Annotated in this window: 14 protein-coding genes; 8 read left to right on the top strand and 6 right to left on the bottom strand. The window is 71.9% G+C overall.

The features are described 5' to 3' along the window. The first annotated feature begins 12 nt into the window (after window positions 1-12). The 7 genes from KALB_RS12275 to KALB_RS12245 all read left to right on the top strand — a co-directional run bounded on the left by KALB_RS12275 (window position 13) and on the right by KALB_RS12245 (window position 8,103). On the top strand, window positions 13-831 hold the full coding sequence (locus KALB_RS12275; RefSeq protein ID WP_025356009.1) for an SAM-dependent methyltransferase: 819 nt from the start codon (window positions 13-15) through the stop codon (window positions 829-831). Between the two features lie 90 nt (window positions 832-921). Next, complete coding sequence (locus KALB_RS12270; protein WP_201771913.1) at window positions 922-1,743, top strand: NAD-dependent epimerase/dehydratase family protein; 822 nt, start codon at window positions 922-924, stop codon at window positions 1,741-1,743. A gap of 155 nt (window positions 1,744-1,898) precedes the next feature. Then, window positions 1,899-2,516: a maleylpyruvate isomerase family mycothiol-dependent enzyme gene (locus KALB_RS12265; RefSeq protein ID WP_030112047.1), complete on the top strand. Its 618-nt coding sequence runs from the start codon at window positions 1,899-1,901 to the stop codon at window positions 2,514-2,516. Window positions 2,517-2,606: 90 nt separating this feature from the next. Next, complete coding sequence (locus tag KALB_RS12260; protein ID WP_025356007.1) at window positions 2,607-4,052, top strand: MFS transporter; 1,446 nt, start codon at window positions 2,607-2,609, stop codon at window positions 4,050-4,052. Continuing rightward, window positions 4,049-4,462: a MarR family winged helix-turn-helix transcriptional regulator gene (locus KALB_RS12255; protein ID WP_025356006.1), complete on the top strand. Its 414-nt coding sequence runs from the start codon at window positions 4,049-4,051 to the stop codon at window positions 4,460-4,462. The genes KALB_RS12260 and KALB_RS12255 overlap by 4 nt, the downstream gene beginning before the upstream one ends. A gap of 1 nt (window position 4,463) precedes the next feature. Then, window positions 4,464-7,361 carry a DEAD/DEAH box helicase gene (locus KALB_RS12250; RefSeq protein WP_025356005.1) on the top strand — a complete coding sequence of 966 codons (2,898 nt, stop codon included), beginning with the start codon at window positions 4,464-4,466 and terminating at the stop codon, window positions 7,359-7,361. Next, window positions 7,354-8,103 (top strand): SWIM zinc finger family protein, encoded by a 750-nt coding sequence (locus KALB_RS12245; protein ID WP_148309448.1) that lies wholly within the window; start codon window positions 7,354-7,356, stop codon window positions 8,101-8,103. The genes KALB_RS12250 and KALB_RS12245 overlap by 8 nt, the downstream gene beginning before the upstream one ends. Here KALB_RS12245 and KALB_RS12240 read toward each other — a convergent pair. Continuing rightward, window positions 8,072-9,163 carry a J domain-containing protein gene (locus tag KALB_RS12240; protein ID WP_025356003.1) on the bottom strand — a complete coding sequence of 364 codons (1,092 nt, stop codon included), beginning with the start codon at window positions 9,161-9,163 and terminating at the stop codon, window positions 8,072-8,074. The genes KALB_RS12245 and KALB_RS12240 overlap by 32 nt on opposite strands. A 143-nt stretch (window positions 9,164-9,306) precedes the next feature. On the opposite strand from KALB_RS12240, the gene KALB_RS47550 reads away from it, so the two are divergent. Then, window positions 9,307-9,744, top strand: coding sequence for a hypothetical protein (locus KALB_RS47550; RefSeq protein WP_158510739.1), 438 nt, complete (start codon window positions 9,307-9,309; stop codon window positions 9,742-9,744). A gap of 222 nt (window positions 9,745-9,966) precedes the next feature. On the opposite strand, the gene KALB_RS47545 is transcribed toward KALB_RS47550, so the two are convergent. From KALB_RS47545 to KALB_RS12215, 5 genes are all read right to left on the bottom strand, one after another. Further along, window positions 9,967-10,125 (bottom strand): hypothetical protein, encoded by a 159-nt coding sequence (locus KALB_RS47545; RefSeq protein WP_236650240.1) that lies wholly within the window; start codon window positions 10,123-10,125, stop codon window positions 9,967-9,969. 244 nt (window positions 10,126-10,369) lie between these two features. Next, complete coding sequence (locus KALB_RS12230; protein ID WP_148309447.1) at window positions 10,370-10,600, bottom strand: hypothetical protein; 231 nt, start codon at window positions 10,598-10,600, stop codon at window positions 10,370-10,372. A gap of 52 nt (window positions 10,601-10,652) precedes the next feature. Then, the gene (locus tag KALB_RS12225; protein WP_025356000.1) at window positions 10,653-11,528 is read right to left on the bottom strand and encodes an HpcH/HpaI aldolase/citrate lyase family protein; all 876 of its coding nucleotides are present in this window, start codon (window positions 11,526-11,528) and stop codon (window positions 10,653-10,655) included. Beyond that, the gene (locus KALB_RS12220) at window positions 11,525-12,583 is read right to left on the bottom strand and encodes an HpcH/HpaI aldolase/citrate lyase family protein (RefSeq protein WP_025355999.1); all 1,059 of its coding nucleotides are present in this window, start codon (window positions 12,581-12,583) and stop codon (window positions 11,525-11,527) included. Before KALB_RS12220 ends, KALB_RS12225 begins: the two co-directional genes overlap by 4 nt. Before the next feature lie 45 nt (window positions 12,584-12,628). Further along, window positions 12,629-13,822 carry a citrate synthase gene (locus KALB_RS12215; protein WP_025355998.1) on the bottom strand — a complete coding sequence of 398 codons (1,194 nt, stop codon included), beginning with the start codon at window positions 13,820-13,822 and terminating at the stop codon, window positions 12,629-12,631. Window positions 13,823-13,874: the final 52 nt, after the last annotated feature.

The raw sequence follows: 13,874 nt of genomic DNA, 5'->3' as shown, positions 1-13,874 counted from the left end.
GAGGTGTCGGCGGTGACCGATCAGGCGGCGTGGGTTCCCCCGGAGGTCGATCCCTCCATTCCCAGCATCGCGCGGGCGTACGACTACATGCTCGGTGGGGCGCACAACTTCACGGCGGACCGGCAACTGGCCGAGCAGGCGGAGAAGGCGGTGCCCGGGTCCAGGCAGATCGCCCGGCTCAACCGGTCCTTCCTGGCCCGAGCCGTGCGAGTGCTGGTGGAATCGGGTGTGCGGCAGTTCCTGGACATCGGCTCCGGCGTGCCCACCGTGGGCAACGTGCACGAGATCGCCCAGCGCTCCGCCCCGGAGAGCCGGGTGCTGTACGTGGACAAGGACCCCATCGCGGTGGCGCACAGCCAGCTCATCCTGGCGGGCAACGAGAACGCCGACGTGCTGCGCGAGGACCTGCGCAATCCCGAGGCCATCCTGGAGAGCAGGCAGGCCAAGCGGCTGCTGGACCTGGACGAGCCCGTCGCCGTGCTGATGGTGATGATGCTGCACTGGGTGCCCGAGCAGGACGACCCGTACGGGCTGGTCGGGCGCTACCGGGACGCGATCTGCCCCGGCAGCTACCTGGCGATCTCGCACGTCACCGCGGACCAGCGGCAGGACCAGATCAGCGAGGCCGCCGACGTGATCCAGCGCGCCAAGAGCCCCGACCAGCTCGCCTACCGCACGCACGCCCAGGTGGTCCGCCTGTTCGAGGGCATGGAACTGCTGGATCCCGGCGTGGTTGGCTGCGGCCTGTGGCGCACCGGCGGTTCCGGCGACTTCGCCGACGAGCCCGACCTGAACTCCCACGTCTACGCCGGGGTCGCCCGCAAGCCCTGACCCCTCTCCGTGGCGTGAAGGTGGCTTTCACTGCGCTGGGCGCAGCGAAAGCCACCTTCACGCGACTCCCGGTCGGGCACACTGGGTCGAGTGGATCACTCGATTGTGCTGGTGACGGGCAGTTCGGGGCTGGTGGGCTCGGCGGTGGCCGGGGCGCTGCGGGCGGGCGGCTGGCTGGTGCGGGGCCTGGACGTGCGGCCCGGCCCGGAGACCACACACCTCGCCGACCTGGACGAGCCGGGCGAGGCGCTGGACGGGGTGGGCGCCGTGGTGCACGCGGCGGCACTGCACGCCCCGCACGTGGGCGTGCTGCCGGACGCGGAGTTCCACCGGGTCAACGTGCACGCCACGACCCGGTTGGTGCGGCGGGCCGCGGACCGCGGGGTGCGGCGGTTCGTCTACACGAGCAGCACCTCGGTGTACGGCCACGCGCTGGTCGGCACCGACGCGGCGGTCTGGGTCACCGAGGAGTTGGCGCCGCGTCCCCGTGACGTCTACGACGTGACGAAGCTGGCCGCCGAGCGGGTGGTCCGCGCCAGTGGCCTGCCGAACGTGGTGCTGCACATCGCGCGCTGCTTCCCCGAGCCGCCCGAGGTGACGGCCGTGCACCGGCTGCACCGGGGTGTGGACCTGGCCGATGTGGTGGACGCGCACCTGCTGGCGCTGAGCACGCCGGGCGCCGACGGGGTGTACACCATCGCGGGGCCAACGGTGTTCGAGCCGGGCGACGGGGTGGCGCTGTGGCAGGACGCGCCCTCGGTGATCGACCGCAGGGTGCCGGGCGCGCGGGCGGCCTTCGCCGCTCGGGGCTGGCGGCTGCCCGATCGGATCGACCGGGTCTACGACTCGTCCGCAGCCGCCAGGGACCTGGGCTACCGGCCGAGTCGCGGACTGTCCACGCTGCTGACGTAACGGACCGCGGGCACTGGCGACACCCGGTCCACGAACGCACGGCAGCGCGCGACACCTGGCCTGCACGACCCACTCGCAGACTGTCCACGCTCCTCGCGTAACGGTCAGCGCCCGCTGGCGATGCTCTGGGGCGCCCGCGGAGAACGGAGTCCACAGTGGACACTTGGCGACTCATCGCGACCGAGCGAGCACGGTTGGTGGACGGACTGGCGGGGGTGACCGAGGCGGAGTGGGACTCGCCCTCACTCTGCGCGGGCTGGCTGGCGAGGGACGTGCTGGCACACCTGGTGTCCACCGCCGAGATGACGCCCCGCCGGTTCGCGTTCGGCCTGCTGCGGCACGGGTTGGCCTTCCACCGGATGACCGCCGCCGACGCGGCCCGCTACGGCGAGCGGCCGGTGCCCGCGCTGCTCGAGCGCCTCGCCGGGCTGGCGACCAGCCACGACCACCCGCCGGGGCCGATCGAGACCCTGCTGCTGGAGGCGGTGGTGCACGGGGAGGACATCCTGTTCCCGTTGGGACTCACCGCCGACCACGTGCCGGAGGCGCTGGTCAGGGCGGCCGACTTCGCCAGGACCGCACAGCCGCTGGTGGGCTGCCGCAGGCGGATCGCGGGCCTGCGGTTGCAGGCCACCGACTGCGACTGGCAGACCGGATCCGGGCCCGAGGTACTGGGCCCGCTGCGGTCGGTGTTGCTGGCGATGTGCGGCCGCAAGGCGGCGCTCGCCTCGCTCAACGGCCCCGGCGTCACCGCACTGGAGGCGCGCCCCTGAGCCGGTGAACCGAATCACCGTGGCCACCCGGCCCAGTTAGTTATACTCTGGAAACAATTACAGATGTAGAACTAACTACGGGGGTATCCGTTGCCGGAACTGACTCACCGGCGCAGACTGCTGGTGCTGGCGATCTGCTGCCTGAGCCTGTTCATCGTGGGCCTGGACAGCACGATCGTGAACCTGGCCCTGCCCGACATCCAGCGGGACCTCAACGCCTCGGTGTCCGGTCTGCAGTGGACGATCGACGCCTACACCCTGGTGCTGGCGAGCCTGCTGATGCTGTCGGGGTCCACCGCGGACCGGTTCGGGCGGCGGCGCACGTTCCAGGTGGGACTGGTGCTGTTCAGCCTGGGCTCGCTGTTGTGCAGCGTGGCGCCGAACACCGGCTCGCTGATCGCGTTCCGCATGGTGCAGGCCGTCGGCGGCTCGATGCTGAACCCGGTGGCGATGTCGATCATCACGAACACCTTCACCGAGCCGAGGGAGCGGGCCAGGGCCATCGGCGTGTGGGGCGGGGTGGTCGGGCTGAGCATGGCGCTGGGCCCGGTGGTCGGCGGGGCGCTGGTCGGCGCGGTGGGCTGGCGGTCGATCTTCTGGATCAACGTGCCGGTCGGCGTGGCCGCAGTGGTGCTGGCGGCCCTGTTCGTGCCGGAGTCGCGCGCGGCACGCCCGCGCAGGATGGACCCGGTGGGGCAACTGCTGGTGATCGTGCTGTTGACCGGTCTCACGTACGGCATCATCGAGGGCCCGTCCACCGGCTGGGGCTCCCCACAGATCGTGGCCTGCTTCGCGGTCGCGCTGCTGGCACTGATCGGCATCCTGCTCTACGAGCGCCGGGTCGCCGAACCGCTGATCGACCTGCGCTTCTTCACCAGCCTGCCGTTCTCCGGCGCGACCTTGATCGCGATCAGCGGGTTCGCGGCGCTGGCCGGGTTCCTGTTCCTCAACTCCCTGTACCTGCAGGACGTGCGCGGTTACAGCGCGCTGCACGCCGGGTTGCTGACCCTGCCGATGGCCGTGATGACCGCGGTGCTGGCGCCCATCTCCGGACGGATCGTCGGCACGCGCGGGCCACGCCTGCCACTGGTGGTCGCCGCGATCGGCATCATCCTGAGCGGCCTGCTGCTGACCGGGTTGAGCGCGGACACGCCGCTGGCCCTGCTGGTGACCGCCTACGTGCTGTTCGGCATCGGCTTCGGCATGCTCAACGCGCCGATCACCAACACGGCCGTGTCCGGTATGCCCCGTTCGCAGGCGGGCACGGCGGCCGCCGTGGCCTCGACCAGCCGCCAGGTCGGCTCCTCGCTGGGGGTGGCGGTGCTGGGCTCGGTGGTCACCGCGCGGGTGACCGGCCCGCTGGCCACCGGCCTGCCCGAGGCGAGCCACCTCGGCTGGTGGATCATGGCAGGTTGCGGGGTGCTCGTGCTCGCACTGGGTATCCTGACCACCGGCCGGTGGGCACGTCGGACCGCCGAGCGCGCGGCCGCCCACCTGAGTCCGGAACAGCCGAAGGTCGTGGTGAGAACGGCATGAGTGAGCAGGCGGCGAGCCGTGTGTGGCAGCGGATGCGCGCACTGGTGCTGGAGCAGCACGACCGCCGCCGCGAGGTGTGCGCCGAACTGGGCATGAGCTTCATCAAGGTCAAGGCCCTGCGCCGGATCGCACGCGGCCCGCTGACGATGCGCGAGCTCACCGAGCAGTTGTCCACCGACAAGCCCTACACCACCCTGGTCGTGGACTACCTGGAGCGGCGCGGGCTGGTGGAGCGCAGCGTGCACCCGGACGACCGCCGCTGCAAGATCGTCACTGTCACCGCGGCCGGGCAGGCCGCCTCCAAGGTCGCCGAGGGCATCATCAACGAGCCGCCCTCGGTCATCCTGGAACTGCCCCCAGCCGAACTGGCCGCGCTGGACCGGACCGTGGCCAAGCTGGCGGTCGACTGAGTTGTCCCTGCTGCACGGGCTGATCACCGGCTCCGGCGAGCTGGCGGTGTGGGCCGAGGACCCCGGCCTGCCCCGTGCCGCGACCGGGCGGGAGCACCCGTTCGCGGTGCCGCTGGACCTCGGCGCTCCCGGCGTCGTGACGGTCCTGCTGCCCTCCGACGAGCACGGGCCGGTGGCCTCCTTCGAGACCGGCACGCTGCTGCGCCCGTGGCGTGTCCCGGTCTGCCTGGTGGACGCCGAGTTCTTCGAGGACCCTGGCGAGCACGAGCTGGGCTCCTCGGCGGCCTACCTCGCCGACGTGGCCGCGTACGCCACCAACCTGGTGGCACGCGGCAGGTTCCTGCCCTCCGTTGTGGACGGTTCCCAGGCGCGCTGGCTGCCCGCACTGTCCGGTGTGGACTCAGCGCGCTTCGCGGCACTGCGCGAGGCGATGCCGCCCGCCTGCCGCGCCGAGCAGGTGGAGCCCGAACTGCTGGACGGCCGGGGCAGCGAGCAGGTCCTCACCGTGGCCGTGAACTCGTTGGTGGACAGCCAGGTCCGCGCCGCACTGGGCAGGTTCAGGCTCACGCCGCCCCGGCGCGGACGGGTCGCCGCCGCCGACCGCGCGGTCGAGTCCTGGCTGACGGCCCTGACCGGCGACCCGGAGGTCACGGCGGATCCCGCGCTGGCCGGGAAGCTGGCTGCCTGGCGTGCCAGCGGCATCAACGACAACCCGGTGCGGCTCTGCTTCCGGCTGCGCTCCCCCGAGCAGACCGAGTACGACCACGATGACGCCGAGGGCGGCTGGCTGCTGGAGTTCGGGTTGCAGGCCGTGGACGAACCCAGTGTGCTCGTCGGGGCCGACCAGGTGTGGCGGGCCGCGGACAACGTGCTGCTGCGCTGGATCGAGCAGCCACAGGAACAACTGCTGGCCGACCTCGGCCGGGCGAGCCGCCTCTACCCCGCGCTGGACCACGCGCTGCGCGAGGCCAAGCCCGTCGAGCTGCGGATGAACACCGCTGGGGCGCATGAGTTCCTGAGCCGGTCCGCCCTGCTGGTGCAGGCGGGCTTCGGGGTGATGGTGCCCGCGCGCTGGCGGCAGCCGCACGAGCTGGGACTGCGGCTGGAGGTGGACAGCCCCGGGGCGGCCGGGGTCGTGGCGCAGGAGCGGGGCTTCGCGCTCAAGGTGCTGGTGGACTACCGCTGGCAGTTGGCGATCGGGGACCAGCCGCTGACCGAGGGCGAGCTGGCGGAACTGGCCCGCGCCAAGGTGCCGCTGGTGCGGATCCGCGGCGAGTGGCTGCACCTGGACCAGGAGCGGCTCGACGCCGGGCTGGAGTTCCTGCGCCGCTACGGCAGCGGGCGGATGAACCCGCGCGAGGTGCTGTTCCGCGCCGAACACGAGACCCCGTTGCCGGTCAACGAGGTCACGGGCACGGGCTGGCTCGCCGACCTGGTGTCGGGCAAGGCGGAGCGGCTGCTCGAACCGGTGCCGACCCCGGAAGGCTTCACCGGCACGCTGCGGCCCTACCAGCGGCGCGGCCTGGCGTGGCTGGCGTTCCTGGACCGGCTGGGGCTGGGCGCCTGCCTCGCCGACGACATGGGCCTTGGCAAGACCGTGCAACTGCTCGCACTGGAGGCGATGCCGCGCTCCGGGCCGACCCTGTTGGTCTGCCCGATGTCGGTGATCGGCAACTGGCAGCGGGAGGCGGCCCGGTTCACCCCCGGCCTGTCCGTGCACGCCCACCACGGGGAGAACCGCTTGCCGGGCAGAGAACTCGGCCGGTACGACCTCGTGATCACCACCTACGCCACGGCCACCAAGGACGCGGCGAACCTGTCCACTGTGGACTGGGACCGGCTCGTGCTGGACGAGGCGCAGAACATCAAGAACAGCGCTTCCGCCCAGTCGCGGGCGATCCGGGCGCTGCCCGCCCGCAACCGGATCGCGCTGACCGGGACCCCGGTGGAGAACCGGCTCGCCGAGCTGTGGTCCGTCCTGGACTTCGTCAACCCCGGCATGTTGGGCTCGGTGCACACCTTCCGCGCCCGCTACGGGGTTCCGGTGGAGCGCTTCGCCGACGCCGAGGCCGCGACCCGGCTGCGACGGGCCACCGGCCCGTTCATCCTGCGCAGGCTCAAGACCGACCCCTCGGTGATCGACGACCTGCCGGAGAAGCTGGAGCTGCGCCAGCTGTGCAACCTCACCACCGAGCAGGCCAGCCTCTACCGGGCCGTGGTGGACCAGATGCTGGACCGCATCGCGACGACGAAGGGCTTCCGGCGCAAGGGCTTGGTGCTGGCCACCATGTCCAAGCTCAAGCAGGTGTGCAACCACCCGGCGCAGTTCCTCGGTGACGGCTCCCCGGTGGCCGGTCGCTCGGGCAAGGTCGCCCGGCTGGAGGACATCCTCACCGAGGTGCTCGCGGACGGGGACAAGGCCCTGTGCTTCACCCAGTTCACCGAGTTCGGCGACCTGCTCGTGCCGCACCTGCGGGCCCGGTTCGACACCGAGGTGCTGTACCTGCACGGCGGCACCTCGCAGCGCGACCGCGACGCGATGGTGCAGCGCTTCCAGTCCCCGGGCGGCCCGCCGATCTTCCTGCTCTCGCTCAAGGCGGGCGGCACCGGGCTGAACCTCAGCGCGGCCAACCACGTCATCCACCTGGACCGCTGGTGGAACCCCGCGGTGGAGGACCAGGCCACCGATCGGGCCTTCCGCATCGGGCAGCGCCGCGACGTGCAGGTGCGCAAGTTCGTCTGCGTGGGCACCCTGGAGGAGCGCGTGGACGAGATGATCACGCAGAAGCGGGCGCTGGCCCAGCTCGCGGTCGGCGCGGGCGAGGACTGGCTGACCGAGCTGTCCACCGGGCAGCTGCGTGAGCTGTTCGCGCTGTCCCAGGAGGCTGTCGGTGACTGAACTGGGTGCGCGCTTCCTCGCCGCGCTGGTCAACCTGGGCATGGAGCACGGCCTGCGCCAGGGCCGCAAGCTCGCCCGCGCCGGACAGGTGCTGAGCCTGTCGCTGTCCACCAGCATCGTCGTGGCCCAGGTACAGGGCTCGCAGCTGTCCCCGCACCGGGCCCGCATCGGGGTGAAGGCGTTCACCGGCCCGCAGTGGGCGCGGATCGAGAACGCCTTGGCAGAGCAGGCATTGTTCACCGCGAAGCTGCTGGACGGCCAGGTGCCCGGCGAGATCGAGCAGCTGTTCGCCGAACTGGGCTTCAGCCTGTTCCCCAGCAGCATGCGCGAGCTGTCGATGGACTGCACCTGCCCGGAGTGGGAGGTGCCGTGCCAGCACGCCGGTGCCGCCTGCCACGTGCTGGCCGAGCGGTTCGACAGCGACCCGTTCGAGGTCTTCGCCTGGCGCGGGCGCGGGCGTGAGGCGCTGCTGGAGCGGTTGCGCGAACTGCGCGGGCGAGCGGGCGTGCCCACGGTCGCGCCGGGCGACAAGCCGCTCATGGCGTGCCTGGACTCCTTCTGGCACAGGCAGAACCCGCCCGCGGCAGCGCTGCCCCAGCCGCTGCGCACCGAGGTGCCGGACGCGGTGCTCGACCAGCTCGACCCGCTGCCGATCAGCCTGCGCGGCCACGAGGTCACCGAGTTGCTGCGGCCCGCCTACCGAGCGGTGCTCAGGACACGACGCGGTCCAGCACAGCCCTGAACACTTCTCTGTCCACAGTGGATGGTTCAACGGCCAGCCAGGCGCCCAGCTCGGCGACGAACCGGTGCGGGCTCATCGGCGGTGCGGCCACCTCGGGCGGCTCACCGGTGGTGATCTCCCCCTTGCGGCTCGGGTAGATCAGCACGGCCCCGCGCACCTCCACCTCGGGCAGCATCTCCGCGAAGGCCTCGACCCCCTCGGGCAGCCGGATCGCGCCGCCGCGGAACGGGTGGCCGTTGCGCCACAGGGAACCGTCCTCCTCGGCCTCGTAGTGCCCGGGCAGCCACAGCTTGGACTCGATCAGCACCAGCCGCCTGCCGCACAGCACGGCGTGGTCCACGTCGGAGAACACCGAGCCCGGCAGTCCCAGTCCGTGGAACACCCGCACACCGGGCAGCCGGGTCAGGTACTTGGCCAGCAGCTCGGCGGTCAGCCGCTCGGCGCGGTCGTCGGGCAGGCCGAAACTGGTGGTGCCGCCTAACTCGGCGGTGAACTCGCGGTGCTCCCGCTGCGCGGCCAGGTAACCGCGGCCCAGCCGCACCAGCACGACGATCGCCGCCGCGACCAGTGCCAGCACCAGTGCCAGCAGCAACGGGGTGAGCTCGACCAGCAGCAACACGGTGAGCAGCAGCGCAAGCGCGCTCAGCGTGGCCAGCACGGGGGCGTGGCCGGGGCCGGTCTGCGGCAGGTGGCGCACCCGCTCCCTCGGGTCCACCTGCTGCCACCAGGGAATTCCCCTCGGGTCGATCCTGGGCAGCTTGGGCACGTAGTCCGGGTCCTCACCGAAGTCCCTGGGCTGCCACGGCTGGCGGGGCGCGCGGCGCGGCTGGGGACGCACCGGCTGCGACTCGGACTCCTCCTCGGTGTCCCGGTCGTAGTCGGCCCGCCGGGCCGGGTCGTTGAGCGTCTCGTACGCCTGCTGCAACAGGCGGAACGTGCCCGCCGTGCCGCCCGCGTCCGGGTGCATGACCTTGGCCAGCACGCGATAGGCCGACTTGACCTCCGCGGCGGACGCGCCACGGCTCAGGCCCAGCAGCTCGTAGTAGTCGACACCCGACACGGGGCACACCCTATGGGGTGCGGCCACGGCTCGGAGCACCGGTCGGCCTTGTTGATCAAGAAGCCGGATCGGGCCTGCTCAGCCCAGGTGGTGCCCACCAGGTCTTCAGGTCTGGTTCAGCAGCGGCGTTCACAGTGGTGTGCATGACACACCGAACGAAGATGGCGCTGGCCGCGAGCGTCGCGGTGGCGGGACTGCTCGGCATAGGCGGCGGGGTCGCACTCGCCGCGGGCAACGGCACCCAGCCCGCACAGGGACAGGCGCAGGGACATGGGCACAAGCACGGCAAGGCGGGTCTGCTCGCCCGCGCCGAGCACGGTGAGGTGACGCTGCGCGGCAAGCAGCACAGGGTCGTGGACGTGCAGCGCGGCAAGGTGGACGCCGTGTCCGCCACCGCGATCAGCGTCACCAGCGAGGATGGGTTCAAGGCCACCTACACCGTCAACGGGGACACGAAGGTCCGCAAGGACCGCAAGGCCTCCGCGATCGGCTCGGTGGCCACCGGTGACCAGGTCCTCGTCGTGGCGACCAAGTCCGGAACCACGCTGACCGCCACCAGGGTCGTCGACCGCGCCCACTAACCCCGCGAGTCCCGCCCTCCGGAGGCCGAGTCCCGCTCTCCCGCACGCGAGTCCCGCCCGCAGGCACGCGAGTCCCGCCCAGCCGGTGCACCGCGCGCGGCCTCAGCCCGCGCGCGGTGCGCGCCGGTGCCTGGACCGCGGGCAGATTCCGACCGCGTCTGTCCAGCGGTCGGAATCTGCCAAGGAAAGACACCGGATCAAGAGCGCACCGCAGGCACTGCCTCAGCCCGCGCGCGGTGCGCCACGGCCTTCGGCGAGACCGAGCTTGCGGCGCACCTGCTCCGCGTCGGCGTGTCCGAGCCGGTCCAGCAGTTCCAGGGCCTGCCGCCAGTGCGCGAACGCCTCGTAGTAGAGGTCAGCGAGTTCGCGGTCGAGCTCCAAGGACCTTTCGAAGTACTCCAGGGCCTGATGGCCGCTGCCGCGTCCTTGGTGCGCGATTCCCAAGCTGTGGGGAATCCGCCTCTCGTTGCTCGTCCGCCTCGTACCGCCGCACTGCCCGCTCCAGCAGCGGTATCGCCTCCTCGTGGCGGCCGACCGCGTTGATCGCGTCAGTGTGCACAGTCCGGACATTGGCCTGCTCAGCGGCGGTGAGCCCCCTGCTGCGAGCAGTGCAGGGCCTGGCTTCTCACGTCCTGCCGGTGGCCAACAGGGCGCGCGCCAGCCGCGCGTCCACGTCGCGGGGCATCTCGCCGCGCGACAGCTGGAACGCCTCCATCGGCTGGCTGACCGGGTCGTAGCCGCGCAGGTTCAGGCACAGCGCGGTCTTGCCGATGCCGCCGCTGCCGTTGACCGCCGAGATGACCACGGCCTCGGCGGAGCGCCCCAACGCCTCGTCCAGCGCCGCGAGTTCGTCCACCCGGCCGAGTTTGGCCGTGGCGGGTGCGGAAAACACCCGCCACGGCGGATTCTCAGGCCAGTGACGCCACCGCGTCGGCCAGTGCGAGCACCCGGCGCGCGTTGTCCACGTGCAGCACCTCGATCATGCGGCCGTCCACGGTGACCACCCCGTCGCCGCGGGCGGTGGCCTCCTCGAACGCCGCGATGATGCGGCGCGAGCGGTCCACCTCCTCCGGGGAGGGCGCGAACAGCCGGTTGCAGGGCTCCAGCTGGCCCGGGTGGATCAGCGTCTTGCCGTCGAAGCCGAACTCCTTGCCCTGCAAGCACTCCGCCTCGAACCCGGCGAGGTCCTTGACGTCGTTGTACACCCCGTCGAGGATCACCTTGCCCGCGGCGCGGGCGGCCAGCAGGCACAGCGACAGCCCGGTCAGCAGCGGGGCCCGGCCCGGCACGTGCTCGGCGTGCAGTTCCTTGGCCAGGTCGTTGGTGCCCATCACCAGCACGGTCAGCCGCTGGCTGGCGCGGGCGATCTCCTCGGCGTGCAGGATGGCCACCGGGGTCTCCACCATGGCCCAGATCGCGGTGTGGTCGGGGGCTCCCGCCTGCTCCAGCAGCCGCTCCACGGCGTGCACCTCGGCCGCAGAGTTGATCTTCGGAACGACCACGGCGTGCGGTCCCGCCTGCGCGGCGGCCCGCACGTCCTCGGCGTGCCACTGGGTGTCGATGCCGTTCACGCGGATGGTCAGCTCGCGGCTGCCGTACTCCCCGGAGCCGACCGCGGCGCACACCCGCTCACGGGCCTGCGCCTTGGCATCCGGCGCGACGGCGTCCTCCAGGTCCAGGATGAGCGCGTCGGCAGCCAGGCCCTTGGCCTTCTCCAGCGCGCGCTCGTTGGCGCCGGGCATGTACAGCACGGACCGGCGCGGGCGCAGTGCGGCCTCAGTCATTCGGTGCCCTCCTTGTAGGCCGCGGCCAGCTCGGGGTCGCGGGCGGCCAGCGCGTCGGCCAGCTCGGCGACCACCCGGCACTGCTTCACCGTGGCGTCGTCCTGCATCTTGCCGTCGATCATGACAGCGCCCGTGCCGTCACCCATGGCCGCGATGACCTTGCGCGCCCAGTGCACCTCCTCGGGTGCGGGCGAGAACACCCGGCGCGCGATGTCGATCTGCACGGGGTGCAGGCTCCAGGCGCCGACGCAGCCGAGCAGGAACGCGTTGCGGAACTGGTCCTCGCAGGCCACGGTGTCGCGGATGTCCCCGAACGGCCCGTAGTAGGGCAGGATCCCGTGCGCGGCACAGGCGTCGACCATCCTGGCCACGGTGTAGTGCCACAGGTCCTGCTGGTAGGTGTGCCGACCGGTGGTGAGGTCCTCGCCGACGGGGTCGGTGCGGACCAGGTAGCCGGGGTGCCCGCCGCCGACCCGCGTGGTCTTCATGCGGCGGCTGGCGGCCAGGTCCGCGGGCCCCAGGGACATGCCCTGCATGCGTGGGCTGGCCCCGGCGATCTCCTCCACGTTGGCCACGCCGCGCGCGGTCTCCAGCAGGGCGTGCACCAGAATGGGCCGCCGCAGCCCGGCCTTGGCCTCCAACTGGGCGAGCAGCCGGTCCACGTAGTGGATGTCCTCGGCCCCCTCGACCTTCGGCACCATGATCACGTCGAGCTTGTCGCCGATCTCGGTGACCAGGGTCAGCAGGTCGTCAAGGCCCCAGGGCGAGTCCAGGCTGTTGACCCTGGTCCATAGCTGGGTCTGGCCGAAGTCGGTGGCCTTGGCGATGCGCACCAGCCCGTCCCGGGCGGCCTGCTTGCGGTCGGCCTGGATGGCGTCCTCCAGGTTGCCCAGCAGCACGTCCACCCTGGGCGCGATGTCGGGCACCTTGGCCGCCATCTTCTCGTTGCCCGGGTCGAAGAAGTGGATCATCCTCGACGGCCGGAACGGGATCTCCCGCACCGGGTCGGGGGCGCCGACCGCGAGCGGGCGGAAGAAGTCCTTGGCTGAACGCACACTGCCTCCGTTTGTTACCGATCGGTATCACGCCGTTGGCGGGGATCATCGCGCCGGGCGGTCGCCCGTGTACACGCCGAGTGGCCGAAACCTCAGTCCGGGTTCGCGGTACTCCTCCAGCGCGTGCGCGATCCACCCGGCCGTGCGCGCCACCGCGAATATGGCCTCACCCGCGTCCTGGCGCATGTCGAAGGCGTGCATCATCGCCGCGATCCCCAGGTCGACGTTGGGAAACGTGCTGGTCCCGAGCTCGGCGACCAGGGCGTCCACGCAGTGCATGACCCGCTCGGCGACCAGGATCCGGCGCAGCATGCCGAACAGCACCTCGGCCCGCGGATCCCTGGATCGATACACAGCGTGACCGAAGCCCGGCGGGGTCTGCCCCGAGCGCAGCCGCTCGGACAGGGCGGCCACCGGATCGGCCATGGCCTCGGCGAGGAACCGGTACGCGTGGCTGCTCGCGACGCCGTGGTAGTGGCCGTCCAGCGCGCCGAGCCCGGCCGACACCACGGCGTAGGGGTGCGCCCGCGCGCTCGCGGCGACCCGGGCCGCCATGGTGGACACGGCCAGGTCGTGGTCGGCGAGCAGGATCAGGGCGGCGTTGAGCAGCGCGGGCTGGGCCCGGCGGGTGGTGAGCCTGGGCCACAGGCGGGCGGCGAAGGTGTTGCCCGCCGGACGGCCCACCTCGGGCAGGGCGTCGACCATGACGCCGAGCAGGGTCTCGCCCGCGCGGACCACGGCGGCCGGGGCGAGGTCGAAGCGCAGCGGGTCGGCGGCGCCGAGGGCGGCCACCACCACGCGGAGCTGGTCGGTGAGCCGTGCCGACTCGGGTAGGGCGGCCACGCAGCCCCTCGCCATCGCCAGCAGCCCGGGCGGCGCGGGGAACAGGGTGCGGGTGACCAGTTCGCCGGTCCACAGCAGGTAGGCCACCGACTCGATCGAGTTGGCGGTGGCCAGGTCGGCGACCCGGTGGCCGCGGTAGTACAGCTCGTCCTCGTCGAGCAGGGTCAGCTCGGTGCGGATGCGCTCCACGGCGCCACGCGGCTGGCGGTCCTGCGCCCCGCGGTCGGCGAGCCGGTCCACCTGGTCCTGGGCGAACAGGCTGCCGCGTCGGCCGGGGGCGCGCACGCTGGTGAGCAGCCCGCGGCTGACGTAGGCGTAGACCGTCTCCGGTTTGACGTCCAGCCGGCGCGCGACCTCAGCCGTCGTGAGGTAACGCTCGTCACTGCCTGGGGCCACGACCTGCACCTCCGCCATTCATCTTGACTGGATCAACATTGACAATACTTGA

It is taken from the genome of Kutzneria viridogrisea DSM 43870, from assembly GCF_000525635.1.
Lineage (GTDB): Bacteria > Actinomycetota > Actinomycetes > Mycobacteriales > Pseudonocardiaceae > Kutzneria > Kutzneria viridogrisea.
This window is presented reverse-complemented; position numbering and strand designations above follow the sequence as displayed.

Excerpts from the sequence above, each read along its gene's own strand:
- KALB_RS12255 (WP_025356006.1), top strand. The coding sequence starts at position 4,049 with ATGAGTGAGCAGGCGGCGAGCCGTGTGTGGCAGCGGATGCGCGCACTG.
- KALB_RS47550 (WP_158510739.1), top strand. The coding sequence starts at position 9,307 with ATGACACACCGAACGAAGATGGCGCTGGCCGCGAGCGTCGCGGTGGCG.
- KALB_RS12225 (WP_025356000.1), bottom strand. The coding sequence starts at position 11,528 with ATGACTGAGGCCGCACTGCGCCCGCGCCGGTCCGTGCTGTACATGCCC.